Here is a 26965-nt window from a genome sequence, read left to right as displayed (position 1 = left end):
TATTCCCAAGTTTCCTTAATTTGTATACACCGTATTTCCTCCTTCCTCGACACCGCACCACTTAAGCATCGTGCAGGCTACTACGGCAGCACAGTCAAAGACCTTGTCAAGTTCAATGTATTCGTTAGGGTAATGCGCCATGCTCGTTACACCCGGCCCGAAAACGATTGCAGGCGTACCTGCTGTCTTCGCCAGCAGTCCGCCATCTGTACCCCAGGGGGATGCTTCAATCACAGGCTCTTCCCCCAGAATATTTCGGTAGGAATCAACGAGGGCATTCATTAACGCATGATCCTGTTCAACAGCCCCCGGCAGCCATTGGGCGCCGAACCATTCGATTTCCGGTGGATTCTGCAGCAGCCATTCATCCTTTATCCCTGCGAGCGCCTCAGCGAGCATCTGCTTCGCATCACCCATTTCTTCTTCCGGCGCTACCCCCATCCGTCCCTTCAGTTCAACTCTATCGGGTACGGAGGAAGGCCATTCTCCGCCTTCAATGGTGCCAATGTTGATGGGTATTGGAATAGGGATGGATTTATACAGCGGATCGCATATCCGATCGTTTCGCACCTTTTCCAGTTGGCGTACGGCTTCCACTACGAGCATGGCCTTCTCAATAGCGCTTACCCCTTCATAGCGGGTGCCGCCATGGGCGGACCTTCCTTTGATGCGGATTTTAAACCACATGGAGCCCTGCTGCTTCGGAAAGACTTTCATCTGGGTTGGCTCCGGAATTATAGCAGCGTCTGCTTTGTATCCGCGAAGCACCGTTGACAGGGTGCCCGAGCCCCCGCTTTCTTCTTCCACTACACTTTGAAAAATAACATCTCCCTTAAGCTTAACACCCAGTGCTTGAAGAGCTTCAATGGCAAAAAGCATGGCAATGTTTCCGCCTTTCATGTCGGTTACGCCTCGTCCGTACATCCGGCCGTCTTCAATCTTTCCACTAAATGGGTCATCTCTCCACTGAACACGTTCTCCTGTAGGCACGACATCAATGTGGCCGTTTAATATAAGGGACTTGCCACCGCCGCAGCCCTTCCACAAGCCCACTACATTGGGGCTTCCGTTAAATTCCGTACGCGGAGAACAAAAATAAGGATGCTTCACCAGCTCCTCAAGCCCCTGTCCTTCGTCTTCCCATACATCTACCGCAAGCCCCATATCAACCAGCTTATCCGCCACTATCTTCTGTGCACCCGCTTCGTTGCCCTGCGTGCTGGGCTCCATAACCAGCCGCTGCAGCAGATCGATTGCGTTTTGCCTGTTTTCGCTCATCCACTGTTTTATTTCATGTTCGATGCTACTTTTCATAATTAACTGGCACCTCCGATAGTAGGAATATCGCCTTCCAGAATAAGCTGCCCGGCCGTACAGGCCAGAACCTGTTCTACTGTATACGGATGCATCACCTCTAGTAGATGAAGCCCATCTTGCTTAACTTCCATCACAGCCCGCTCCGTAATAATCAAATCGACACAGCCAACCGCCGTCAGAGGAAGCGAGCACCGCTGCAGAATTTTGGGTTCGCCGGCCTTGCTGGTATGGTTCATCAGCACAATCACTTTTTTGGACTTCTGGGCGAGCTCTATCGCACCGCCCATGCCGGGGACTCGCTTGCCTGGCACAATCCAGTTGGCCAGATCCCCTTTCTCACTTACTTCAAGCGCACCGAGGATGGTAATATCAAGAAATCCCCTGCGGATCATGCCAAAAGCTAGGGTGCTGTCAAAATAGGAAGCACCCGGAACGATGGTAATGGGAAACCCGCCTGCATTGCACAGGTTCTCGTCTTCTTTGCCGGCAGCCGGGCTGGGCCCGGTGCCCAAAATACCGTTTTCCGCATGAAACATCACGCCATAGCCATTCGGTATGTAATCCGCGACAAGAGTTGGGATGCCAATCCCAAGGTTTACGACCATGCCCGGTTCAATCTCGCGGGCTGCCCGCCTGGCAATCAACGTTCGCTGTTCGGCTCCCACGCCCATTTCCAGTTCACCCCTTCACTTTTGACGATGTAATCCACATAAATGCCCGGCGTAACAATGGCTTCCGGATCCAGCTCGCCTGCCGGGACAATCTCATCCACTTCAGCTATCGTAATGTCCGCTGCCATCGCCACGAGTGGATTAAAGTTGCGGGCGCTCTTGTCATAGATAAGATTGCCGTACTCATCCGCTTTTTTTGCATGGATAATACCGACTTCCGCAGTAAGAGCCGGTTCCACCATATAGACCGTGCCCTCTATATCTATCTTCTGTTTGCCTTCTTCAACGATCGTGCCCAGTCCAACATCAACAAGTATGCCACCTAATCCCATGCCTCCCGCGCGAATTTTTTCTGCCAGCGTGCCCTGCGGGTAGAAGGTGACCTGCAGTTTGCCCTCTGTCATCATGCGGCCGGCATTGGGGTTAGAACCAATATGGGAAGTAATAAGAGACTGCGCACGCCCTGCTGTCACCAGGCGGCCAATGCCGATATCAGGGAAACCCGTATCATTGCCAATCAAGTGGAGATCCTTCACCCCTTTTTGGAGGATCGCATGGATAAGTGTGGGCGGATTTCCGACTCCGCCAAATCCCCCGTACATGAGGCGTGTTCCGTCCACAATATGCTGGATGGCTTGCTTCACTTCCACAACCTTTGATGTGAATACTTGAATAGTCATACGTTCTCCTCCAATCAGACTGTCTGATCAGTTCCGGGTCCGGACCTGTCAGCTAGTTCAGCCGCTAGTTCACAGATAGACTGATCAAGCAGACTGATAAGCCGATCGATTTGTTCGCGCGTAATCACAAAAGGAGGCGCAACAATGGTGGCATCTCCCGCCTGGCCGTTTATCCCGCCTGCCGCGTTGTAGATTAACAGTCCGTTCTCGAATGCTCTGGCTATTAGGCGGTCCGTAAAGGAAAGCGAGAGATCATACGGTTGCTTGGAATGCTTACCCTCAACAAATTCAAGCGCACAAAGCAGCCCTTTGCCGCGTACGTCGCCTATACAGCTGTGCTTTTTCTTAAGCCTATTCAGTGCTTCCAGTAAATACTCACCCATTTCTTTTACGTTGGCGATTAAATCGTTCTCTTCTATATACTCCATTACGGCAAGCGCAATAGCAGCAGATTGCGGGTTTGCGCTGTACGTATGCCCCGACATAATCGATTTGGAACCATTATGAATGACCTTCATAATCGTGTCGCTCACCAGAACGGCAGCCATTGGCGTGTAACCTGCACTCATGCCCTTGCCCAGTGCCATAATATCCGGTACCACTTCCCAATGCATGATGCCAAATTCTTTTCCTGTCCTACCAATGCCTGTCATGACTTCATCGGCAATAAAAAGAATGTCATACTCGGCGCATATGTCTTTAATACGCTTGTAGTAATCAGGCGGCGGGGTCACCGCGCCCCCTGCAGCCCCAATGATGGGCTCGGCGATAAACGCTGCAATATGTTCAGCCCCCACTCTATGAATCGCTGTTTCCAGCTCAGCTGCACACTGCAGCCCGCAGCCTGGATACGTCCTGCTATAGGGACAGCGATAACAATACGGCGGCTCAATAGACGGGCATTCATGGAGCAGCGGCACAAACCGTTTCCGTCGCAGAACATGGCCAGACATCGAAAGGGCACCCATCGTAATACCGTGGTAGCTCATCCAGCGGGAGAGCACTTTGGTTTTGCTGAATCTCCCCTGCTCCTGCCAGTACTGAATTGCAATTTTCATAGCGGTCTCCGTTGCTTCCGATCCACTGTTTACAAAAAACACGGAATTTAAGTTTCCAGGAGACCATGCAGCAAGTTTGGCCGCGAGCTTTTCCGCCGGTTCACTTGTGAATTGCGAGCGGTAGCTAAACGAAATTTTCTGCGCCTGTTCAAACATAGCATCTGCTACTCTTTGTACCCCGTGCCCAATATTGGCGGTAACGGCCCCAGAGCACCCGTCCAGGTACTCTTTTCCAGCTGTGTCGTATAAGTAGATACCCTGTCCGTACGATACGGTTGGATACTCTTTACCCAGCACCGGCTTTATTACATGCCCTTGGATATTCACGATCTTTCATCCTTTCCGCGGCGATATTTTAGGAGAGATATCAGGTTCATTCATTGATACAGAAAAATATTCGAATTTTTCAATTAATAAAAGGTATACTTTTTATACAGGAAGTATATTCATGGGGCGGCCCATTAAATGCGGGCGGGTTTTGACAGATCTTTCACCCACAAACTCATGTCTTCATATTTATCAACTATTCTGCAGTTCTTTGTCATCCGGCCACTGTATAGATATCCCAGCTGGTGAAAAACCGCATTCATGCCGAACGACAGGGCCCGCGCAAGCGAATAGGCGCAAAAAATCTGGCGAGTGCGAAGCTCATTCTCGAGCGCAAGAATAAGAAGGCGCATCAACCCGTGCTTTCTGTGTTCTGCAAGCGTCGCACAGTCCGTCATTTCAGCATTGTGATACACCTCGTTAATTTCGGCCGATGCGGCGCTTACAATGGCATCTCCTGTCTCTATCAAATAAACAACCGTACCTTGCTGCATAATCTTCCGGATGTATTGCGGGTCATTCATAGGGGTGGGGTACACCTGAAAAACCAAATTGTACAAATTCGCCAGCCTATCGGCATCTTGTTCGACGGCCATCCTCATGCGATAAGGAGCCGTCACCACATCGGAGTTCCGTTTACCGGGGAGCTCTAAAACCTGCTTAAGGATGTGATCCTCCTGTATCCAATAATCACTTGTTCTTCTCTCAGGGCTGAAGTATTTCGCCATACTGTAAGCATCGCTTCCATTGAAATACCCTTTAAAGATAGCTTCCAGCATATAACCCCTGGAGAGAAAATACATCAAGTCTTCCTGGCGCGACTTGATGAAAATTTTTGTAAAGGCATATTGCGCGCACATATCCTGTGCTTTGCTATCGATGGACGCAAGGCTCCCCTGGTAGTCATCCACCCGTAATCTCTCATTAAAAGTGTCCAGACAGACATCCATAGTAAAATCAGGCCCGCTCTGCACACAGTTCGTATAATAACCATTGCTTATGGCCGACATTGATACGCCTCCTGAACCTTGGGATTTATCTTATTCTTTATGCAAATTTAGTGCCATACAGGCATATCGACCATTAATTTTATTAAATAAGGGTGATTACACGTGTCTACTCTGTCAGCTCTAACGTCCGCTCATTTTGAATGGCTGCTTGGCATCGTAAATGTGGGGGTCCATATTATCAGCAGTGATGGCACGACAGTCTTCTACAACAAGAGAATGGCTGAGATTGACGGATTTGAACAGGAAAATGTAGTGGGCCGTAACATCTTCCATCTGTTCCCTTCGCTGACAAACGAAAGCAGTACGCTAATACGCGTCCTCCATTCGGGTGAGGAAATTGTTGATAAAGTCCAGACGTATGTAAACAGCAAAGGCAAGCAAATTACGTCGATAAACAGCACGTATCCTATTAAACAGGCCGGGAATATAATGGGTGCAGTTGAACTGGCGGAGGACATTACCCGGGTTGTACATTTACATGACCAGGTGTTGCAGCTTCGCCAGCAGCTGGTCCAGAAGAATACCAGAGGCAAGAAAAGTGAATCCACCGGTTACCAGTTTTACGATTTAATCGGAGAAAGCCCGCTGTTTGCCCGGGCAATCGCGCTAGCAAAAAAAGCAGCTCGCTCTGCCTCTCCTGTCCTGATCACGGGAGCAACCGGAACCGGAAAAGAATTAATTGCCCAGAGCATTCACAATGCCGGTATCAGGCGGAATAAACCGTTTATCGCCCAGAACTGTGCCGCGATGCCGGGTGATTTAATGGAGGGACTGCTGTTTGGTACAACAAAAGGTGCCTTCACAGGTGCAATAGACCGGCCGGGAATTTTTGAACAGGCAAACGGGGGCACGCTGTTACTTGATGAGATAAACAGCCTGGACCTGCAGCTGCAGGCGAAACTTCTGCGCGTTTTGCAGGATGGAAAAATACGGAGAATTGGCAGCATGAATGAGCAGGCGGTTGATGTCCGCATTCTGGCAGCTATGAACATCCCGGCGAAGGATGCGGTTAGCGGCGGCATTATCCGCAGCGATTTATTTTTCCGCCTGAATGTGGTCAATATTGAACTTCCTCCCCTTTCCGAGAGACAGAAAGATATTCCGCTGCTGGCTGAGCACTTTATGAACAAGTTTAACGAGGCATTCGGCCTACAGGTGAAGGGTTTTAGCGACTCTGCGATGAACCAGCTACTGGCGTATCCCTGGCCAGGAAATATCCGTGAACTCAGCCACTCTATCGAATCAGCTTTCCATATGCTTGAGGCAGGCGAAGAATGGATAGAACCTGAGCACCTCCCCTTATCCCCTGTAATATTGGCAACCATGCATCCAGAAAAACTGTTAGATTTCATGCCGCAAAGCTCAATTGCCACCCCTATCAACCTGACTGAGATTACGGAAAAAATCGAACGCGAAATCATTCAGGATGCGCTGCGTCAATGCGAGGGCAATATCAGCCGAACCGCAGAGTTCTTACAGGTAAAGCGGCAGTCGCTGCAATACAAGCTAAAGAAATACCGCCTATAGCCAAATTTTTTGCGCAGGAAATTTTTAACCTGCCGAATATTTTGCAGGAATTTAATTTAGTTGTCTGTACTCGCACCAAAAGAGAGGGGATATTCCTTCTCTTTTTTTATATATAAGCGGCTAAAAACTGGCACGAAAATTGCTATTGTAATAAGCAAATAAAACCATCTTAAGGAGGTTCCCGTACATGAGCTTACTGGAACGAGACGTAAACCAGCCTGCTGGAGCCTGCCTGCCGACCCCTGTCATATCCCGCGACTTCCACCGCGTACTTTTGTGGAAAGATGTAACGGATGAACAATGGAATGACTGGCTCTGGCAGTTAACCCATACCATAAAAACAGTAGAAGAATTAAAACAAGTAGTGAATCTTACCCCGGAAGAAGAGGAAGGCGTGCGCATCTCAACACAGACCATTCCACTAAATATTACACCTTACTATGCCAATCTCATGAATCCCGACGATCCCCGCTGCCCGGTACGCATGCAGTCGGTACCGATATCTGCTGAAATGTTGAAGACGAAATACGATTTGGAAGACCCGCTGTACGAGGACGAAGACTCTCCGGTTCCCGGATTAACCCATCGCTATCCTGACCGCGTGCTTTTCCTGGTGACAAACCAATGCTCCATGTACTGCCGGTATTGTACGCGCCGCCGCTTCTCAGGCCAGGTTGGAATGGGCGTTCCGAAGAAACAGCTTGATGCGGCTATCGCCTACATTCGAAGTGCCCCTGAAGTACGAGATGTGCTGATATCTGGCGGAGACGGCCTCCTAATTAATGACACTGTGCTTGAGTATGTGCTAAAAAACTTGCGGGTGATCCCGCATGTTGAAATTATTCGGATCGGGACCCGCGCGCCTGTTGTGTTTCCGCAGCGCATCACGGAGAATCTGTGTAATATTTTGAAGAAGTACCACCCTGTTTGGCTGAACACTCATTTTAATACGCCGCTTGAGATTACACCCGAAGCCAAAAAAGCCTGTGAAATGCTGGCGAACGCAGGTGTCCCCATCGGTAATCAATCGGTTATTCTGGCTGGAATTAATGACAGCGTACCAATTATGAAGAAGCTCATGCACGAGCTGGTAAAAATCCGGGTTCGGCCGTATTACATCTATCAGTGTGATTTATCGGAGGGAATCGGCCATTTCCGGGCGCCCGTTTCAAAAGGGCTGGAAATCATTGAAGGGCTGCGGGGGCATACATCCGGCTATGCCGTTCCGACATTTGTTGTAGATGCGCCGGGGGGCGGCGGAAAGATTTCGCTGCAGCCAAACTACATGATTTCGCAGAGCCCGGAAAAAGTGGTGCTGCGCAACTTTGAAGGTGTGATTACTTCTTATCCTGAGCCGAAGGGTTATGTCCCGGGCCGGGCTGACGCCTACTTCAATGAATTTTATGGCGTTACGAATCCTGCGGAGTCGGTGGGGATTTCCGCTATTATGCGTGACGAGCAATTCAACCTGGTCCCTGAGAATCTGCGGCGCATGAACAAACGGAAAAACTATCAAGCAGCCGCAGAGCATTCTTCGTTGAAAGACCTCCGGGAAAAGCGCGACCAGATGAAAGCTAAACTTGCAAAAGCAAAAGGGCCTGATCACCAAGGATAAAGGAGGAGACCTATGGCATTGTGCATTTGGTGCGAACAGGAAGCAGGCGAGGGGATAAAGGATTGCTACTGGATTACACCGGATGGCAGGAAGACAGTTGAGATTCTGCAAATTCCGGCAATCGTCTGCCACAATTGCAGTGCCTATATCTCTGAGGAGATCACGCAGAAAATCGAAGATGCACTGTACTTGAATGATATAACACAACTGGGGCTGAAGTTTACTTACGAACAGCTCATGAATGCGCCGCGTGTGAAGCTTCCGCGGATCGAACAGAGGGGTTCTTAGTATTTTTCCTTTTACTTTTAAGAAGAACACCCGCTTGACCAATCAATCATGTCTTACGGGTGTTCTCATCTTAGTGTTTATTTAGATGGTTAAGGGATCGGCGTCAGCTCCGCTTGTTGAATAATTTTGTCACCCTCCTGTGGTTCAAGCCACCTCTGGCTCTCCAACTGTTTCACGGAAGCCTGGACCTTAGCTACGTATTTTTGATGCGTTCCAACTGCTCCATATATCTTTTGCAGGGTTTCGCTTCTGAAGTCATCCTGATGACCAAATGACCAGGCAAATGGATACCCCGGTTTGGCGGTGGCAGACTCGTAGTAGGTTGCGGTGGGCACATCGACACTTGGGCTTCTTACGCCTCCAAGTACGTTTCCATATTGGTCCTTCACGAACGAGGCATTAATGGTTTCACCGAAAAGACTAGTTTGCTTGCCAACGCCCTGCTTTACACTCAATGGTTCAGCATGAGGCGGACGAATTCCTTTAATAACCCAGCGTTCCATGTTTGCGAACATCGCTGGCTCGATGTATTGGCGTGGCATAGTATTTGCTTTTGGTTCAACGCCCCCGTAGGCATAGGGTACATCGGATGGCAGGTTACCTGCTTTTAAGATGTCCGCCTCCAATGGCTGATAATTCACGATGAAGGCGGGACCATGAGGAGCACCTGTGATTTCATACATACGGTAACCGGCTCCAGGTGCGTCACTGTCTGGTCTTCGCCACAGATAGCTGCCAAGCTGAAATACGTCGCCCTGTGAATCGATCCGCATAAAAGGTACATGTTTGCTTGGCAACTGACTACGTGGGTCGTTTACACCGGTGTCCGGTACGCTTTGATTAATCGGTACCGTCCTACCAGCCCCGGAAACCGATACAAACCCATCATAAACCGTGTGTCCATTTTTAAGCTTTGCGTTTTCTGCAAAATCTGCTGCATATGTGTTTAGAAAAAATCCTGTTTGTGACTCGCCAGTTGCAAAAACGTATTTCACGTCATACGCATGAAGCGGATTGTTAGTGCTTTTGCTTCGAATAAGGGCCCCCGTTTGGCTTAAAATATCCCAAACAAGACCGTTCTCGTATAGCTTGGAAAGGTTCTCATCGTAGCCTGTTTCTCCAGGAAGTTTACCGCTTGATTGCTTATCAGGAGGAAGCGGGTTCGCCATTGAAAGCGGGGCATAGCGCTTTGCATCGATGCGTTTCAATGAAGCGATTACATTCGGTTTAACAGTTAACGCCACCCAGATGTCACCGTCGCGCAGAACCTTCTCCTGTACGGTCGGCCACTCAACTTCGACGTCCCAACCTCTGGATGGGTTATTCAGCTCCACCCATACGTTTCCGCTGAACTTACTCGGGTTGTTGGGGCGCCTGATGACCATACGGGTAGTATAAGGTGCGTTTGGGGTTCGAACCTGTGGTGTTGCCGCGGTGCCATTAGCTCCCCAGTCGTACACATTTGCCTTCCCACTGATAAAATACTCATCCAGACGATAGCCATGACTTGCCAGGTCAGTCCCGCCAACAGTGAATGGATGCGAATTATATGTGACGGGTATAGGACCTGCTACCTGTGGAATGGTTGTGACATTCGATGCTGACACTGCCGCCTTCGTAGACGTGGCAGACCCACCCAAACCAAGCGTCCCAACAGTAGCCGTCAACATCAGGCAGCCGATCACCTTAGTCCATTTCAAATTTCGTGAAAAATTATGAGCCATGTTTACCTCCTTTGATAATTTTATAAAACTAAGAATTCCAACAAAGTTACTTTCTTGACACAATTGTAATCGTTTACAAACAAAAACGCAAAGTGAATTTCATAATATTCCGATTTATATGATTAAAATTCTAATCAACACCAGTAGATACGATATGACCGAGGAGATAAAACAGTTGGAAAGAACAAGAAGAGAGGCAGGAAATATTCCCGCCTCCCTTTTGTTTTTTACATCGCTTTCGCAAACAATGCAATCACTTCATCTTTGTTGGCTGCCTCGGATTTGTAATACCGCATGCATCTTTCATCGCATTCTCGGCCAATAATGGGAAATCCTCTTCTTTTACGTTCAGCTCCGCTAGACCGGACGGAATTCCTACATCAATCGAAAGCTTTTTAATTGCCCGAATAGCAACTGCAGCTGCTTCCACTGGTTCTATGCCTTCCACGTTCTCTCCCAAAGCTCTAGCAATATCCACAAATCGTTCAGGTACTACTTTTGCGTTATACTCTTCCACATGCGGAAGTAATATCGCATTGCACACGCCATGCGGCAAATCATACATACCGCCCAACTGGTGGGCCATCGCGTGAATATATCCAAGACCTTGCATTGTTGAATGCCATTCCTGCCAATACCCCCGATTGTAGCACTTGCTGTTTTATAAATTTGAGTTACTTGTGTCTGGAGAAAGAACATTATCTGACAGTTATATGTCGGCGTGACGTCCATTACAATTTCTATTCGTATAAGAGCACACAAAGAGCAAGAGAAACGTTGCCCTACTTCGTTTCTGGCACATCTGGCAGCGGGTAGGTTCATAGTTTACCAAAATGCGTGTTATCGGACTTAAGGGATGTAAGAAAGCAGTTGCCCCGGCTTATAGGGAACTACTTTAATTTATTTTTTGAATCTATCTGACGTTTAAATTATTCGTCATCTTCATCTTTTCCAACGACGAAATCTCCATAACGGAAGAACAAGGTAGGATCAGCAGTAATTAGTCCTGAACTACCACCAAATATTCCTGTTCCTCCAATTACTGTGATTTCTAGCTTCCCATGTTTTGGGCGATCTTCTCCTACCTCATAATCACCGGTAGAAGTCACGCGAAGGGCATGATTTTGAAACGCCGCAATTGGGATTTCTAGTCGAAGACAATGGTGTGGATGTATAGGTGTCCTTCCGAAGCCTGCGTTGACTGCCACCTCATTAGTCTCTTCCGGTGTTGTTGTTGGAGGACTACTTGGAGGGAGGCATGTTTCGATTGATAAATCGGCTTGCAATGTCCGGTTAGTTGGATTTTTAATAATTATAATAAGGAGGTCATTTGGCCCCCCATTGTTAGTCACTCTAGAAACGTAAAATGGCCCGGTAGTAATCGTTCTCTTATGATGTTTATGATCATTTTTCTTACTCATCGATAAAATTCTCCCTTCTTAGATATTTTCTTATATAATATTCGGTTGTCCTTATAGTGGTGCAGACAAGTATCCTAACGGTTCGTTGAAAATCTTCCGTAGCTACCTCAGAGCATTAGTTATGACTATATAACACAAACCGCCAAAAAAACCACGGCTTCGGCTACTATACCGGGCCGATGGAAGGCGAGGATAAACTAAAGATATATATTAAAAACAAAATGGACAGTTCTAGGCTAATATCATGCTGTTAATCCGTTAGCAAGCTTATCCCGTTCTCCATCCTGTAGGTAAAGGTTTAACTTTACTCCAATCAAGAGATTCCGGCGTAATCAACTCTGGTTGATAACTTGAGTATATAGGCGTCATAGAACGACAACGGCCATGCGAGGCGGTGTATTTGCAGGTAAATCCGAATCATCCATCCTCATAATCAAACCGTGCGGGGTTTCTGCACTGCGGGCTGGTACGGGCTTCCATAACCGCTGAGAACCTTACGTAATCCACATCATTCGTATGAAATGAAGAAAGACGACCGCGATTGTACGCATAAGTCGTCTCTGTGGTAACGATGAGTTGGGCGCGATTCATATTTACACGCAGCAGTTGGGAAATTGTTTGCTCCGCTTCCTTACGGGACATTCCCAGCAGCTGATGAATAGCTATTTGTTTAACCTTTGTAATAATATCGGATTTCCAATTACCCGCCAGAACCAATTTTCTGGCTTCCAACGCCCAGATATCTTCATGGGGTTTAAACCAAGTATCCTGTTGCCAATATGGCAGATCCTCATCATTGTTGTTATCGTCATTAGCTAGGCGAATGACTTTGTGCAACGTCCCGCCTACTTTTATCCTGTCGTCGATCCCCCAGTTTTTTAACACTACTCTTAACCGACGACCACAGCAATTTGCCCTCTAGTGATAAACATCACATACACTCCCCTGTCCCTGCGCTATCATTACAGCATAAGAACAAATGATACATCGATTCAAACACGGGGAGGCTTATATAATGTTTTGTTATCAATGCGAACAAACAGCAATCGGGGGATGCAAGGTAATTGGTGTTTGTGGTAAGAATGAAGACATCGCAAGTCTACAAGATACCATGATTTTCGCGCTGAAAGGTATTGCGGCCTACGCAACACACGCTCGCCAGCTTGGCTATTCGGATCCGTTCGTTGACGCTACGACACATGAAGCTCTTTATATGACGCTCACGAATTCCAACTTCAACAAGCAGGAACACATCGATATGGCGATGAAAGTTGGCCAAGCAGCCGTCAAGGTTATGGATTTACTGGATCGTGCGCATACTTCACATCTTGGCATTCCGCAACCGGTGCAAGTCACCCAGAATAAAGTCGAAGGGAAATGCATCGTTGTAACCGGACATAACCTGTTCGCCCTTGAGATGCTTCTCAAGCAAACAGAAGGCAAAGGCATCAACATTTATACGCACTCTGAAATGCTTCCGGCTCACGGCTACCCTGAACTGAAGAAATATCCGCACCTCAAAGGCAACATCGGGAAAGCCTGGTATGACCAGCGCCGTCTGTTTGAGGAATTCCCTGGCGCCATCCTGGCCACAACAAACTGCGTAATGCCGATTAAAGGAACATACGCTGACCGCTTCTTCTCTTATGAAGTAGCAGGCCTTGAAGGCGTACAAAAAGTCGAGAACGATGACTTCACGCCGCTTATTGAAAGAGCTTTAGCTTTACCTGAAGCAAACATGGAATCTGATCAGACGCTTACAACAGGTTTCCACCATGAGACCGTTCTGGGAATCGCGCCAGAAATTATCGACGCGGTTAAAGCAGGAAAAATCAAACGCTTCTTTGTTATCGCAGGCTGTGATGCACCTGGCAAAGGCGGCGACTACTATCGTGAGCTGGCAACTTCCCTACCTCCGGAAACGGTAATTCTGACAACTTCTTGCGGTAAATTCCGCTTTAACGATGTGGATTATGGAACCGTTCCTGGCACCGACATTCCACGCTATATTGACCTTGGCCAGTGCAACAACTCAGGTTCGACTGTTAAAATTGCGCTTGCTCTTGCAGACGCGTTCGGCTGCAGCGTTAATGAACTGCCAGTAAGCATTGTGCTTTCCTGGTTTGAGCAAAAAGCAGTAGCCATCCTGCTCGGCCTGTTCAGCCTCGGCATTCAAGACATCCGCATTGGGCCTAAAGCGCCTGAGTTTATCACACCTGGTGTACTGAACGTTCTTCAGGAAGCATTCGGCCTTAAACTAATCGATAATGCGCAAGACGATATGGCTACTATGCTTGCATTATCTGCAAACTAATAAGTTTACACAAGGCAGCACCCGGATTGGGTGCTGCCTTTTTTTTGTACCAGAATGACCCCAAGTATAAAATGATGACACTCTTAGAAAAATATACAAAGTAACGCATCATCGCTGAAAGGAGCAACAATCTATGGCAAAAGCGAAAGCTAAAGCAAAAAATAAAAAACTAACCCCTACTCAGATTGAATACCAATCGTTTGCGAAACAGCGTGAGCCTGCACGTCCTGTCTTTAAAAATTGCCTGCGCGCCTTCTTTGTCGGCGGCTTTATCTGCCTTCTTGGCCAGTTTATTCAAAGCTTTTTTATTCATTTCTTCAACTTTACCGAAAAAACGGCGGGAAATCCGACAGCTGCTGTGCTGATTTTCATAGCCATCCTGCTTACCGGGTTAGGTGTGTATGATAAAATCGCGCAATTTGCGGGTGCCGGTTCTGCCGTTCCGGTTACCGGATTTGCCAATTCGATTGCATCGTGTGCAATTGAGCACCGAAGTGAGGGATACGTACTCGGAGTTGGCGGGAATATGTTTAAGCTTGCCGGCTCTGTTATCACGTTCGGCGTCGTATCCGCATTCGTAATCGCTCTCATAAGATGGGTAATTCGCACATTGGGGGTTGCTTAAATATGCTGCAGGGTCATCAGACATGGGTGTTTAAAAACAGACCGGTCATTGTGGCGTCTTCAGCGATTGGAGGGCCTACAGAAGCGAAGGGCCGGCTGGCAGACGACTTTGATCTACTTCACGGTGATACATGGCTTGCGCAGGACAGCTTTGAAAAGGCAGAAAAGGTTCTGCTGGAAGAGGCCTGTGACAAAGCCATTGAAAAAGCACATCTGCGCAAAGAAGACATCGAATTTCTTTTTGCTGGCGATCTCATGAATCAGATTATCTCCAGCAGCTTTGCTGCGCGGACACTCGGAATGCCTTTCCTGGGGATTTTCGGTGCATGTTCGACGTCCATGCAGGGGCTCGCCCTGGCAGCCCAGCTCGTCGACAGCCAGGCCGCCAACCATGTGCTTGCGGCTACAGCGAGCCATAATTCAACAGCAGAGAAACAATTCCGCTATCCGAATGAATATGGCGCGCAGAAACCGCCCACTTCCCAGTGGACAGTCACCGGAGCAGGTGCGGCCGTTGTAAGCCAGCGGGGATTGGGGCCGCGCATTGAGTCTGCAACCATTGGCCGTGTTATCGATATGGGAATTAAAGACCCGTTAAATATGGGTGGTGCAATGGCGCCCGCAGCGGTAGATACAATTGAAGCCCATTTGCGTGATTTAAACCGCGAGCCGCACTATTATGATCTAATCGCCACGGGAGATTTAGGTTCAGTGGGCCACCCGATTGCCCGCGATCTTCTGAAAAAGCACGGTTTCAATGTTCCCGAGGAAATTCTCACCGACTGTGGTCTTCTCATTTATAACAAGGATCAGCAAGTTTTCGCAGGTGGGAGCGGATGCGCGTGCTGTGCAACGGTTACATACGGCCATCTACTCAACCGTGTACGAAAAGGCGAACTCAAACGCATTCTTGTGATCGCTACAGGTGCGCTCCTCTCTCCGCTTAGCTACCAGCAGAAGGAAAGCATTCCATGTATAGCCCATGCAGTATCCATCGAATCCGAAGAGGGGGTGTAAGCGATGATCTATTTGTGGGCATTTATCATCGGTGGCCTTATTTGCGTGATTGGACAGCTCATGATGGACGTAGGCAAGTTAACGCCCGCACACACCATGGCCATACTCGTTGTTGCTGGTGCTGTTCTTGATGGGCTTGGGCTTTATGAGCCGCTCATAAAGTTTGCAGGTGCGGGTGCCACGATTCCGATTACAAGTTTTGGAAATGCTCTTGTGCATGGCGCTTTTTATGAGATGGATACACATGGATTAATCGGGATCATTACCGGTATTTTTGAAGTTACAAGCGCTGGAATTTCTGCCGCCATCATCTTCGGCTTTTTAGCGTCGCTTGTGTTTAAGGCAAGAGCTTAACCTTAAATCCCGCGTTAAGCAATTAGAAAACGAGGAGCCCTAATACAAAGGCTTCTAACCAGCCCGGTGAGGTGAGCTTTTGCTCACCTTGCTTCATTTGCGGTAAGATTCCAAGCGTATAAGTGCGTCGCAATTTGCACATGTTATGCATGAACAAAGGAGGGATCTTAGTTGATATGGATTCTATGGTTATACCTATTAAATACGTTTTTTATGCTAATCGTTGCGATCCGTGAGGTACGCAGGCCGGCCAAGGCCTTGAATTGGCTAGCGATAGGCCTCATTTTGCCCATCTTTGGTTTCATACTCTATCTCAGCACAACGAATCCCGCGCGTATTCGTCGAGAAAGACTGACATCTCCCCATAATCAGCAGTACGCGTTGCCTGATTCATTTAGCCACTCATCCTCGGTCATCGCTCATGCTTTACGGTTTTTGACCGTACATGGACTTCGGACCAGTCGAGTCCAGGTACTTACCAACGGCATTGAAACCTATGATCAACTCATCGAATCGATAAAGAACGCACAAAGAACGATTGAACTGGAATATTTCATATACCGTGATGACCAAATTGGTAGACGCATCACAGACATGCTAATCGAACGTGCCGCGGCCGGTGTGCAGATCCGCTTTATAAGAGACGGTTGGGGGAGCCGAAAATTCCCACGTTCTCAGATCTTACGGATGATGGATGCAGGGATTGAATGCCGAACGTTTTTCCCTCCGCGCTTCCCTTGGTTATTGTCCAATTGGAATTACCGGGATCATTGTAAGATCGTTGTAATCGACGGAAAGGAGGCTTTTACGGGTGGTATCAACATTGGGTTTGAGTATACCGGATTGAAGCCGAACGTAGGGTTCTGGCGCGACACCCATTTGCGAATCGAAAGTGAGGTTGCTCGCGATTTGCTTGCCATCTTCCAGGTTCATTGGAACATCGCTTCGCCGGAACGAATAAAGACGAGGACTCGCCGGAATACAAGAGCTAAAGATATGCGATCAGACAAAATCACTCCAGTCGGAAGGGCTGCTTTTTCCGGATGGTCATCAGAATGGGGGGCGGAGTTGGGCACCGTGGATGGTACCAGCGTTGACACTGTTCCCGCCAAATCGGAATTGCACAAAGTATATGTACAGACATTGGAAGGTAATCCTGGAATTCCCACTCCAATCATCCGGGAGGCTTACTTCATTTGCCTGACACAAGCGACCAAGAGCATTGACTTCACCACTCCCTACTTTGTACCTGATGCAGATATCATTATGGCGTTAAAAACAGCCGTGGGACGCGGTGTCCGTGTTAGATTGTTGGTTCCACGCCAAGTCGATCTCTCAACTCTGATCGTAGGCGCTGCAAGCCGCACCTACTATGGAGAACTAGTAGAAGCCGGGGTCCATATCTACATGTACACCAAAGGTATGTTGCACGCGAAGATAATGGTTATCGATGGGGAGATTTCCGAAGTGGGCTCCGCAAACTATGATCTGAGAAGTCATCGCCTAAATTATGAGGTGTGTGAAATCGTATACAGTGCCGATGTAGCACGGGAATTAACGGAGCAATTCGAGTGTGATCTCACTGATTCCATACCGTTGACTATGGAAGATATACGGCATCGTCCCCTTTCACAGCGCATTGTCGATCAAGGGGCTCGCCTGCTTTCACCGTTGTTGTAGCCCCCCTGCATGCGGTTTTTACTGCATTATTACTGGTATATATCTGTTTACCATGCCAGAATTCAGCAGGCTGTAAACCGCGTTTTTTTAGAATCAATTGTGTTTAAACCGAGGGCTTGAGCGCATACTACTTCTTGGGGAGGTGACAACCATGACAGTATCCGCTCAAGTTAAGCAATGTCTTGCCAGCTTAAAAAGCGCCCAGGCCAGCCTGGAAACTTTTGCGCTCAGCACGCAAAACCAGCAGGCAAAGCAACTTTTTACGCAAAGCGCGCAAAACACCAAAGGCATTATCCAGGGCCTGGAATCCCGCGTTCAGCAATTGGAAAACGAGGAGCCACAATACAAAGGCTTCTAACAACACGGTGAGGTGAGCTTTTGCTCACCTTGCTTCTTATTAATGAGGTGAACTTATGCTGCAAATGGCAATCCGTGCAACATGTGCACTCATCGTTCTTTTTGTGATCACACGTATCGGTGGAAAAAAACAACTTGCCCAGCTAACCTTTTTCGAATATGTAGTGGGCATTACGATCGGTGATATCGCCGCGTTTGTGTCTACGGACATAGAATCCGATCTTGTTCATGGCTATACCAGCCTGGCAATCTGGGGATTGGTTCCACTATTGATTGAATTTGTTTCCTTAAAAAGCAAATGGGCACGCAACCTGTTCGAAGGAAAAGGAAGGGTCCTCATTAAAAATGGAAAGATAATGGAAGATAACCTGAAGAAAGAACATTACTCAACCGATGAATTATTAGAACAACTGCGCCTGAAAAACGCTTTTAAAGTAGCGGACGTTGAATTTGCCGTGCTGGAGACAAATGGTGATTTGAGCGTTCTTCTCAAGAAAGACGCCATGCCTGCAACTGTTTCCGACCTTGGCCTTGTTGTGCCGCCTGAGCGGGAGGCGCAAACCGTCATCATGGACGGCAAGATTATGGATGAGGGTCTTGCGACTGCTGGTTTTAATCAGAAATGGCTTCATACTGAATTAGAAAAAACCGGCTTGAGTTTGGATAATATCTATCTGGGCCAGGTGGACACATTCGGCCAGCTGTATGTGGATGTATACGATGATAAGATTAAAGTTCCTGCCCCCTCCGTAAAGAAGCTTACCCTTGCCACCCTTAAAAAGTGCCAGGCAGATATCGAGCTATTCGCCTTAGCCAGCAAGTCAGAGAGCGCAAAGCAAATGTACACAGACGCAGCGGACAAACTTGCGCAAACGCTGGAGCGCGTGACTCCATATTTAAAATAAAACGGTGGGCATTGCACATGCCGCACCGTTTTTTATTTCAAATATGGATTATGCTTTTATGCCAGGTACCGCAACCAACTTGCCATCCCGATAATCAATCGCTACATGCGAGCCATTTGGGATATCTCCGGCGATAAGAGAACGGGCCAGTAGCGTTTCAACATGGCGCTGCAAGAAACGCCGGAGCGGCCTTGCGCCATATACCGGATCATACCCTTCAGCGGCCATATGGCGTTTAGCTCCCTGTGTTAGGGAGAGGGTGATTTTGCGGTCAGCCAGACGCTTCCTTAAATCCTTAATAAGCAGATCCACGATTTCCCCTATTTCATCTTGCGTCAGCGGTTTAAACAGAATAATATCATCCACCCGATTTAAAAATTCAGGCCTGAAACTCATTTGGAGTTCATTCATTACTTTCTCGCGGGTTTCTTCGTTGATTTGTCCATTTACAGCTACTCCATCGAGCAGAAATGCTGAGCCGATATTCGAGGTCATAATAATAATGGTGTTTTTAAAATCGACTGTCCTGCCCTGTGAATCCGTTATCCGGCCATCATCCAGCACCTGAAGCAGAACGTTAAACACATCAAAATGGGCTTTTTCAATCTCATCAAACAAAATCACGGAGTAAGGTTTTCTGCGCACCGCTTCTGTTAGCTGGCCGCCTTCTTCAAACCCGACATAACCGGGCGGCGCTCCTATAAGCCGTGATACCGTATGCTTCTCCATATACTCACTCATATCTATTCTAACCATGTTATCTTCCGTATCAAACAGCACTTCTGCCAGTGTTTTCGCCAGCTCTGTTTTCCCCACTCCTGTTGGACCGAGGAATATGAACGAGCCAATTGGGCGGCGAGGATCTTTTATGCCGGCCCGCGCGCGCAGAATGGCCTCGGTCACACGTTCAACCGCTTCATCCTGCCCAATAACACGCCCGTGTAGGATGCTCTCCAGCTTTAGCAGCTTCTCCCTTTCACCTTCCACAAGTTTAGAGAGAGGAATCCCTGTCCAGCGGGAGATAATACGGGTTATCTCATCCTCCGTCACTTCCTCACGAAGCAAAGAATTTTCACCTTTCCGGCTGTTGTAACGTTCTTCTTCCTGCGTTAGCTTCTTCTCAAGCTCAGGCAGCTTTCCGTACTTCAGTTCAGCTGCCCTGTTCAAGTCATAATCCCGCTCAGCCCTCGCTATTTCCTGGTGAATTTGTTCCATTTCCTCCCGCAGCTTGTTGATATGATGCAGCGCATTTTTTTCGTTCTCCCACTGCGCCATCATCCCGGAAAATGTCTCTTTTAAACCGGCGAGTTCTTTTTGCAGCTCAGCCAGACGATCCTGGCTTGCCTCATCGGTTTCCTTTTTCAGGGCCGCCTCTTCAATCTCAAGCTGCATCACCCTGCGGGATACTTCATCGAGTTCAGCGGGCATCGAGTCAATTTCCGTACGGATTAACGCGCACGCCTCATCCACAAGATCGATTGATTTGTCCGGCAGGAACCGGTCTGTAATGTAACGGTGAGATAAAACGGCTGCCGTTACGAGGGCGCTGTCATGAATTTTCACACCGTGAAACACTTCAAACCGCTCCCGAAGCCCGCGCAGAATGGATATTGTATCCTCTACACATGGCTCGTCCGCCATAACGGTCTGGAACCGCCGTTCTAATGCGGCGTCCTTTTCAATGTATTTTCGATACTCATCCAGCGTCGTCGCTCCGATACAGTGCAGCTCCCCGCGCGCAAGCATGGGTTTTAACAGATTTCCGGCATCCATTGCCCCTTCCGCCTTGCCAGCTCCAACAATGGTATGGATCTCATCTATAAACAGAAGGATTTTGCCTTCGCTCTTCTTAACTTCCTGTAGGACGGCTTTAAGTCTCTCTTCGAACTCACCCCGAAATTTTGCTCCTGCTATAAGCGAACCCATATCCAGTGCAAAAATCCGCTTGTCACGCAGCCCCTCCGGCACATCCCCGCGCACGATCCGGTGAGCCAACCCCTCCACGATAGCGGTTTTACCAACCCCCGGTTCGCCAATAAGCACTGGATTATTTTTGGTTTTCCTAGAAAGAATGCGGATCACATGCCGAATCTCGCTGTCCCGTCCGATAACAGGGTCAAGCTTGTTCATTTCAGCTTCCTTTATTAGATCGTGGCCATACTTCTCCAACGCTTCATAGGTCGTTTCCGGCGTCTGGCTTGTCACCCGCTGCCCCCCTCTGACTTCATTAAGAACGGTTAAAAATCGATCACGTGTTATTCCATACCGACGCAAAAGTTCCCCTACCGTCGTACTGCCCGATTCGGACAGTATGGCAAGAAAAAGATGTTCAACCGAAATGTACTCATCATTCATGTCCTTTGCTTCATCTTCTGCTTTTGTAAGAATGACAGCAACTTGCTGGCTGACATAAAGCTTGCCCGATTCGCGCCCAGGTCCGGAAACACGGGGTTTTTGTCCCGTGGTTTCTTGCAGTTGACGAATCATTCCCTCAAGCGGAACGTCCATCCGGATTAACAACCGGGGAATGAGGCCGTCCGGTTGTTCAAGCAGCGCCAGAAGCAAATGCTCCCGATCAATTTCAGGGTTGCCGTAACGCAGCGCTATTCCCTCAGCCTCATGGACGGCTTCCAGTGATTTCTGAGTAAGGCGGTTCATATCCATTGTAAAGGCTCCTTTCCCTTTCATTCCTTTGGGGTGCTTCCGGCCAGCTTTAACTCAGGTGATAACCCACCCCTATTGTCCACGAATGATATTTTTAAATTCATCCAGTGTTGTATATGGAAAAATACAGTTTCGGTTTAGCGCAAATTTATTGGCGCCAGGATAAACATTTCCGGCGTTGATGGTAAATGCCATATGGAATCCCAGATCTTTTACAATTTTGATAGTGGTATCATTATACTGACCGTATGGATACGCGAAGTAAGCCGCATGCGTTAAAGATTTACAGACAGCCAGGTCCTTTTTTACCGCTTCCGGCGGCTTAGACAACAGGTAACTGGTCCCAAGCCCGCTTACCCGGTGAAAATGATGGGCATGGGCCTCCACATCAAACACGTCATGGTAGCGTGAAATCTCCGGCCAGCTGATGTAATTTAATTTGTCCGGATTAAATAATTCCGGCTTCTGTCGCACATCTTCTGTAATAGCAAAAATAGTTGCATGGTCATGATACCTTTTTAAAATAGGGTAGGCGTATTTATAATTGCTTAAATATCCGTCATCAAACGTGATGGCTACGCTTTTGGCGGGGAGTGTTATTTTTTTATCCAGGTAGCCTTCCAACTGGCGAAGGGTAACGGTTGTAAAGCCCTCATTATGCAAAACCCCCATCTCTTGTTGGAACTGCTCAGGCGTTATCACTTCCTCGTTGTAGCGAAATTTCTTATTCTCCCGGTCCTCCAGGATGTGGTGGTACAGCAGAACCGGTATTCCAGCCTGCGTGGTCATAGGTCGCATTGCGAAGTCTGCTTGATAAATCACGCCTGTTGACCATTCAAATGCCTGGTTCCATTGTTTCCACAGGAAGGTACCCAATCCAGCCAGAATAAGCAGCATCAAGAGAAACCCTTTAGTTTTTTTCATCACCCTTCTCCTTACCCGTTTGAAATCCCTCTATTATTTATTATAACCATCCCGGTTTTTCGGTCAAAAAAACCTCCCGTTTTGGGAGGTTAACGCAGGCTATAAAGTTTCCATTCTAGCGGTTTCTTTGGGCTGCCGCCGAGGGTTACGGGACAGCAATTCGCGCAGCGTTGAAAGATTGAGCACAATAATGCCGGCAAGGGCACATACTGCTCCACAGGCCGATGTCCAGGTAATTTTTTCTCCCAGAAAAACAGCCCCAACGATCATGGCGATAACGGGCGCAGCATATGTCCATGTGGAAGGAAACGTTGAGTTGGTCCGTTGGATAAGCCAGTAAAAAATTCCGAGTGCTCCAATGGAGGCAACGATTGCGAGGTAAATCAGGGCTGCCAGTGACAAACGGGTCCACACGATATGCCTGGTATCCTCAAAAAGAAGAGACATGACCAGCAGGCCAATACTGGCAAAAAGCATCTGGACCCCATTAAATACGGATGGCACAACCCCTGCCATTACTTTCTTGGATCTGACTGCTCCCCAGGCATAAAATATTTCGGCTGCAACAATCACCAACTTCGCGACAACGTGATACGCCCCCTCATCCGCATGGCTAAATCCAACAATGAGGCCGATACCGACAACGCTTAGCGCGCTCCCTGACAGCATATGCGGACGAAACCTGGTTTGGCCGGCCCCAACGCTGAGCATAAGCGTAAAAACCGGACCTGTGGCAACGAGGAGCGCGGCGATTCCGGAATGAATGTACTGTTCTCCCCAATAGAGGGCGGCATATGGAATAGTCGTCATGAGTAAACCAATACCCGCAATATCCTTAAGTTGTTGCGCTGTAAGCCCCTTGAGTTTGCCCCGCTGCCTGAAATAAACAACCATAATCGCTCCAGCAAGGAAAAAACGAATCCCTGCAAAAAAGAATGGCGGCATCCCGCCTGTCATTCCCATTTTTATCGTTAAGAAAGTCGTCCCGAATATGAGGCACATTACGATGTATCCAACTATCATGCCAACTCTCCCCCTGTTTTTTCTTTCCATCCTAGCAGACAGTCAAAAGTTGCGATACTATCGTTATAGAATAGGGGTATGACTCCTGGTTATACCAAATGCTATTTTTCAGGGAGGGAGGGAAAAACATGTTTACCCTAAATCAACTTCGTTATTTTACAGTGGCTATCGATAAGGGCAGCTTAAATCAGGCGGCGAAAGAACTCTTTGTCTCCCAATCCGCGCTAACTAAACAACTGGCAAAACTGGAAGAGGGCCTGGAGTGCAGGCTGTTTATTAGGAAGCCTTCTGGAATTGAAGCGACAGAGGCAGGGAAAGTGCTGTATGAGAAAGCGTTACGTATTCTGGCGGAAATTAAGGATACAGCGGAGGCAATAAAACGTTTCGCCGAACGGGTGCCATTCCGGATCGGTGCCCTTCCCAGCCTGGCAAATCACTATCTGCCCCGTCTTCCAGGATACAAAAAGAGCGTTCAACACCCTACAGAAATTATGGTTAAGGATACAACAGCAGAATTAATAACACTGCTGCAGGAAAAACAGATTGATGCTGCTTTCGTTCAGGATTATGAAAGCCACCCTCAACTTATAACACTTCACCTATTTAAGGAACCCTATACTGCAGTTCTGCCAGCTAGCCACCCGCTTACTACTAGGGATTCTTTAAGCTTTGACATGCTTACACAGCATAACATGATCCTCCATAAAGACCCCTGTGACATTCGTACTTCGTTTCGCCGCCACTGCAGCGAGTTGGGCATTGAGCCTAAGATCAGCTTGGAGCTTGATTTCAATGAATCTATTCTGCCTTTTGTGTCAGCGGGGTATGGGGTTTCTATTCTGCCGAAAATTTCAGCTGATTCTATTCAAGATCCTTCGCTGTGTGTAAAAGAAATTAAGCATGATCCTTTCTTCCGCACGATAAGCGCTTTCTTCCATGCGCAAGCACAGCCGCATATTCTGGAGTTGCTTGCCGGCGGAAACCTTTTAAACCACTAAGAAGCCCCCACGAACGAAGGCGCGGAGGCTTCTTAGTCGCTTCTTACTCGTAAAAAAAATCTCTAACAATGAAATGTTCTACAGTTTCGTTGTTTGCATACTCTTGTTCTGTGGTAAAGGTTTCTGTTTCGATTATCCATTTCTGGGAAGGGGTTATGTTTATGAAGGGAAAATTAGGGAAAATATTACTTACTGCTGCAGTTGCCTGCAGCCTCTCCACTACGGTATACGCTGCGGGTTTAAAAGACATTAATATCCCGTGGGCCAAAAGTGCCATTACAAACATGGTCAACAGCGGTGTGATTACCGGGTACAAAGATAACACTTTCCGTCCCAACAATCAGATCAGCCGGGCGGAATTTGTTACACTCGTAAACAAAGCATTCAGCAAATACAACGAGAATGCGGATGCAAAATTTAGTGACGTTTTCAGCTATCAATGGTTCTACCATCAGGTAGCTTCCGCAAAAAATGCCGAGTACATAACAGGGTATCCAAACAACACATTCGCACCAAATAAATCCATTACCCGCGCGGAAGCAGCTGCGATGATCGCCCGTCTGCTGCAGATTAAAAACGCTAAAATTGACGGAGCCAAAAAATATACCGATATGAGCAAGATGTACCCCTGGGCAATCGGCAGCATATCCGCCTTATCTGAGAACGGGGTCATGACCGGGTATACGGACCGCACCTTTAAGCCTGCCCGCTATATTACGCGCGCGGAAGCCGTTGTAATGGTCACAAAAGCTAAAAACCTACCGGCTACATCGGCACAATAAGCACAACAAAAACATCGCTGGCATTGCCCCGCGATGTTTTTGTATGTTTAGGCAGTGGGAATTTCTTCAACCCGTATGCCAAAAATTTGCGGGGGCGCCACGTTAATCATCTGCAAATAGACCGTTAACTCCCCCCGATGATGAATCTCATGCTCGGCCAAAGTGTGAAACACACGCCATACGCTGACAGGATAACCCTGCAGCGTATTTCTTTTTTGTGTCAAAACTTCATCGGATAAACGAAGGAATTTTTCTATGCATTGCTTATGAATTTGCTGCTCCAGGGAAAGCAGCTCCTTCTTGGTTCCAGCTAAACGGCTTTCATGCCCCGAATAGTGCCAGTTTCCCTCGCAGATCACGCCAACAAACATCTTTTCCGACATGATAATATGCCTTGCCAGGTCCCCAAACGTGAACTTCCCTTTAACAGGTGACCACTCCAACTGATCATCCGGTATTAATGCAAAATAATTGCGGGTGCGGTTCCTTATTTTACTTATAAAATCTGCATAATCACCAATGGTAGTAAGCATAGGTCCCTCCTTGGTGGATACTGATCGGCCATTTTTTCTATCTTACTTTTTGAAGTGAAAAAGATCAAGTAATAATCAGAAAATTAAGCAAGTAATGCAAATGCCTATCAGTCTATAACCCGCATATTGCTATCAACCTAAGCATTAATTTTCCATGTGGAGCATACAATCTGAAAATGTAACCATAACTATCGATATTCTAGTATTTAACGCCCCTCTGCAGTAGTCATCATACAACCGGTCACGAAAATGAATCATGAAGGGAGAATAGGATGATACTAAGAGGTTGTGCTACAAAAGGAGCCATTTCATTTGTGTTGGTAAGTTCATTGTTCACTGTTGCTTGTGCTGAGGGAAATACGATGAAAGAAAAAAAGGATAAGCCGGTTTTGGAGGGGACGGCTATAGATGGAACACAAAAACTAAGCGCTGACTACCAGCCAACGCTTATTCAGAAAGAACCCGGAATAAAAGAGGAACCCGCAAGTCTGGAACACAAACTTTTGATTATGGAGAAACAAAAATATTTAAGAAGAAAATCTAAGGCTATTAGCGAAACAGTTGCGCATCTAAAACCCAAACAAAGAACATTGAAATCGGATCAAACTGTTACCGCGACAACTGAAACTGCAAGTCCAAAAAAAAGGGCATCATCAAAAAAAACCAGCATGTATTCATTTGTAGCGAATATTTCAGCCTATACCGCATCTGCTGATGAAGGAACTGCAGGCGGAAGAACCGCAAGCGGCAGAATAGCCACAGAGGGACGAACCCTTGCAGCAAGCAGACATCTTCCATTAGGAACAAAAGTCAGAATAGAAGGGTTACCTGGTACTTACGTAGTTGAGGACCGTGGAGGAGCAATCTCTGGAAACAACATAGACCTGTTTGTGGGCTCAAAAACTGAAGCTAGTAAATGGGGAAGGCAGAACCGAAAAGTCTACATTTCCGAATGGGGCAGCGGAAAAGTGGACTAGCCAGCCGGTCTGCTGATTAACATATATTGCAGCCAAGTACGAAAGAACCCGGACTGCCCAAAGGAGCTGTCCGGGTTCTTTTCAACAATTTTTCAGCAATAAAAAGACGCCCCTGGGGAAGGCTACAAAAAGTGATTTTTTCTCAGAATGGTAAAACGCAAAAGGGAGTTTTTTT

Annotated in this window: 25 protein-coding genes and 1 pseudogene; 13 read left to right on the top strand and 13 right to left on the bottom strand. The window is 47.6% G+C overall.

Going from position 1 to position 26965, the window contains the following annotated elements; all coding sequences use genetic code 11:
* Positions 1-15 precede the first annotated feature (15 nt).
* The 5 genes from PP175_RS02835 to ablB form a co-directional block, all read right to left on the bottom strand.
* On the bottom strand, positions 16-1314 hold the full coding sequence (locus PP175_RS02835) for a peptidase (protein WP_272441363.1): 1299 nt from the start codon (positions 1312-1314) through the stop codon (positions 16-18).
* A 2-nt stretch (positions 1315-1316) separates the two neighbouring features.
* Positions 1317-1988: a 3-oxoacid CoA-transferase subunit B gene (locus PP175_RS02830; RefSeq protein ID WP_272441362.1), complete on the bottom strand. Its 672-nt coding sequence runs from the start codon at positions 1986-1988 to the stop codon at positions 1317-1319.
* Complete coding sequence (locus PP175_RS02825) at positions 1958-2668, bottom strand: CoA transferase subunit A (RefSeq protein WP_272441361.1); 711 nt, start codon at positions 2666-2668, stop codon at positions 1958-1960. The genes PP175_RS02830 and PP175_RS02825 overlap by 31 nt, the downstream gene beginning before the upstream one ends.
* Positions 2669-2682: 14 nt before the next feature.
* Positions 2683-4053, bottom strand: coding sequence for an aspartate aminotransferase family protein (locus PP175_RS02820; RefSeq protein ID WP_272441360.1), 1371 nt, complete (start codon positions 4051-4053; stop codon positions 2683-2685).
* Between the two features lie 134 nt (positions 4054-4187).
* Positions 4188-5063 (bottom strand): putative beta-lysine N-acetyltransferase, encoded by an 876-nt coding sequence (ablB, locus tag PP175_RS02815; RefSeq protein ID WP_272441359.1) that lies wholly within the window; start codon positions 5061-5063, stop codon positions 4188-4190.
* Positions 5064-5165: 102 nt separating this feature from the next.
* On the opposite strand from ablB, the gene PP175_RS02810 reads away from it, so the two are divergent.
* The 3 genes from PP175_RS02810 (at position 5166) to PP175_RS02800 (ending at position 8493) form a co-directional block, all read left to right on the top strand.
* Positions 5166-6590 carry a sigma-54 interaction domain-containing protein gene (locus PP175_RS02810; RefSeq protein WP_272441358.1) on the top strand — a complete coding sequence of 475 codons (1425 nt, stop codon included), beginning with the start codon at positions 5166-5168 and terminating at the stop codon, positions 6588-6590.
* A 187-nt stretch (positions 6591-6777) separates the two neighbouring features.
* A complete protein-coding gene (gene ablA, locus PP175_RS02805; RefSeq protein WP_272441357.1) occupies positions 6778-8205 on the top strand; it encodes a lysine 2,3-aminomutase in 1428 nt (475 codons plus the stop codon).
* A gap of 12 nt (positions 8206-8217) precedes the next feature.
* Positions 8218-8493 (top strand): YokU family protein, encoded by a 276-nt coding sequence (locus PP175_RS02800; RefSeq protein WP_272441356.1) that lies wholly within the window; start codon positions 8218-8220, stop codon positions 8491-8493.
* An 89-nt stretch (positions 8494-8582) separates the two neighbouring features.
* On the opposite strand, the gene PP175_RS02795 is transcribed toward PP175_RS02800, so the two are convergent.
* From PP175_RS02795 to PP175_RS02780, 4 genes and pseudogenes are all read right to left on the bottom strand, one after another.
* Positions 8583-10217, bottom strand: a complete 1635-nt coding sequence (locus PP175_RS02795; RefSeq protein ID WP_272441355.1) for an alpha/beta hydrolase domain-containing protein — start codon at positions 10215-10217, stop codon at positions 8583-8585.
* A gap of 227 nt (positions 10218-10444) precedes the next feature.
* Positions 10445-10855, bottom strand: a pseudogene (locus tag PP175_RS02790) (L-threonine dehydrogenase); the annotation flags it as partial.
* Between the two features lie 291 nt (positions 10856-11146).
* Positions 11147-11638, bottom strand: a complete 492-nt coding sequence (locus PP175_RS02785) for a hypothetical protein (RefSeq protein WP_272441354.1) — start codon at positions 11636-11638, stop codon at positions 11147-11149.
* Between the two features lie 417 nt (positions 11639-12055).
* Positions 12056-12523, bottom strand: coding sequence for a structural protein (locus PP175_RS02780; RefSeq protein WP_272441353.1), 468 nt, complete (start codon positions 12521-12523; stop codon positions 12056-12058).
* Between the two features lie 130 nt (positions 12524-12653).
* On the opposite strand from PP175_RS02780, the gene hcp reads away from it, so the two are divergent.
* From hcp to PP175_RS02745, 7 genes are all read left to right on the top strand, one after another.
* Positions 12654-13952: a hydroxylamine reductase gene (gene hcp, locus PP175_RS02775; protein ID WP_272441352.1), complete on the top strand. Its 1299-nt coding sequence runs from the start codon at positions 12654-12656 to the stop codon at positions 13950-13952.
* A gap of 133 nt (positions 13953-14085) precedes the next feature.
* The gene (gene spoVAC / locus PP175_RS02770) at positions 14086-14577 is read left to right on the top strand and encodes a stage V sporulation protein AC (RefSeq protein WP_272441351.1); all 492 of its coding nucleotides are present in this window, start codon (positions 14086-14088) and stop codon (positions 14575-14577) included.
* Between the two features lie 2 nt (positions 14578-14579).
* A complete protein-coding gene (gene spoVAD, locus PP175_RS02765) occupies positions 14580-15593 on the top strand; it encodes a stage V sporulation protein AD (protein ID WP_272441350.1) in 1014 nt (337 codons plus the stop codon).
* A 3-nt stretch (positions 15594-15596) separates the two neighbouring features.
* Positions 15597-15947: a stage V sporulation protein AE gene (gene spoVAE / locus PP175_RS02760; protein ID WP_272441349.1), complete on the top strand. Its 351-nt coding sequence runs from the start codon at positions 15597-15599 to the stop codon at positions 15945-15947.
* Positions 15948-16118: 171 nt separating this feature from the next.
* A complete protein-coding gene (locus tag PP175_RS02755; protein WP_272441348.1) occupies positions 16119-17627 on the top strand; it encodes a phospholipase D-like domain-containing protein in 1509 nt (502 codons plus the stop codon).
* Between the two features lie 151 nt (positions 17628-17778).
* The gene (locus PP175_RS02750) at positions 17779-17985 is read left to right on the top strand and encodes a DUF1657 domain-containing protein (RefSeq protein ID WP_272441347.1); all 207 of its coding nucleotides are present in this window, start codon (positions 17779-17781) and stop codon (positions 17983-17985) included.
* 55 nt (positions 17986-18040) lie between these two features.
* A complete protein-coding gene (locus PP175_RS02745; RefSeq protein ID WP_272441346.1) occupies positions 18041-18889 on the top strand; it encodes a DUF421 domain-containing protein in 849 nt (282 codons plus the stop codon).
* Between the two features lie 48 nt (positions 18890-18937).
* Here the strand turns inward: PP175_RS02745 and clpB are convergent, their stop codons facing one another.
* The 3 genes from clpB to PP175_RS02730 all read right to left on the bottom strand — a co-directional run bounded on the left by clpB (position 18938) and on the right by PP175_RS02730 (position 23500).
* Positions 18938-21553 carry an ATP-dependent chaperone ClpB gene (clpB, locus tag PP175_RS02740; protein WP_272441345.1) on the bottom strand — a complete coding sequence of 872 codons (2616 nt, stop codon included), beginning with the start codon at positions 21551-21553 and terminating at the stop codon, positions 18938-18940.
* Positions 21554-21625: 72 nt separating this feature from the next.
* Positions 21626-22477, bottom strand: coding sequence for a polysaccharide deacetylase family protein (locus PP175_RS02735; protein ID WP_272441344.1), 852 nt, complete (start codon positions 22475-22477; stop codon positions 21626-21628).
* 99 nt (positions 22478-22576) lie between these two features.
* Complete coding sequence (locus PP175_RS02730) at positions 22577-23500, bottom strand: DMT family transporter (protein WP_272441343.1); 924 nt, start codon at positions 23498-23500, stop codon at positions 22577-22579.
* A gap of 128 nt (positions 23501-23628) precedes the next feature.
* Between PP175_RS02730 and PP175_RS02725 the strand changes: the two genes are divergently transcribed.
* Together PP175_RS02725 and PP175_RS02720 are read left to right on the top strand one after the other, a co-directional pair.
* On the top strand, positions 23629-24498 hold the full coding sequence (locus PP175_RS02725; protein ID WP_272441342.1) for a LysR family transcriptional regulator: 870 nt from the start codon (positions 23629-23631) through the stop codon (positions 24496-24498).
* A 161-nt stretch (positions 24499-24659) separates the two neighbouring features.
* Positions 24660-25280, top strand: coding sequence for an S-layer homology domain-containing protein (locus PP175_RS02720; protein WP_272441341.1), 621 nt, complete (start codon positions 24660-24662; stop codon positions 25278-25280).
* A gap of 47 nt (positions 25281-25327) precedes the next feature.
* Here PP175_RS02720 and PP175_RS02715 read toward each other — a convergent pair whose 3' ends face one another.
* Positions 25328-25813: a DinB family protein gene (locus PP175_RS02715; RefSeq protein ID WP_272441340.1), complete on the bottom strand. Its 486-nt coding sequence runs from the start codon at positions 25811-25813 to the stop codon at positions 25328-25330.
* Between the two features lie 362 nt (positions 25814-26175).
* On the opposite strand from PP175_RS02715, the gene PP175_RS02710 reads away from it, so the two are divergent.
* Complete coding sequence (locus tag PP175_RS02710; protein ID WP_272441339.1) at positions 26176-26790, top strand: 3D domain-containing protein; 615 nt, start codon at positions 26176-26178, stop codon at positions 26788-26790.
* The last annotated feature ends 175 nt before the right edge of the window (positions 26791-26965 follow it).

This window comes from Aneurinibacillus sp. Ricciae_BoGa-3 (assembly GCF_028421645.1).
Lineage (GTDB): Bacteria > Bacillota > Bacilli > Aneurinibacillales > Aneurinibacillaceae > Aneurinibacillus_B.
Note: the sequence above shows the minus strand (reverse complement) of the source record. Positions and strands in the feature narration are given on the sequence as shown.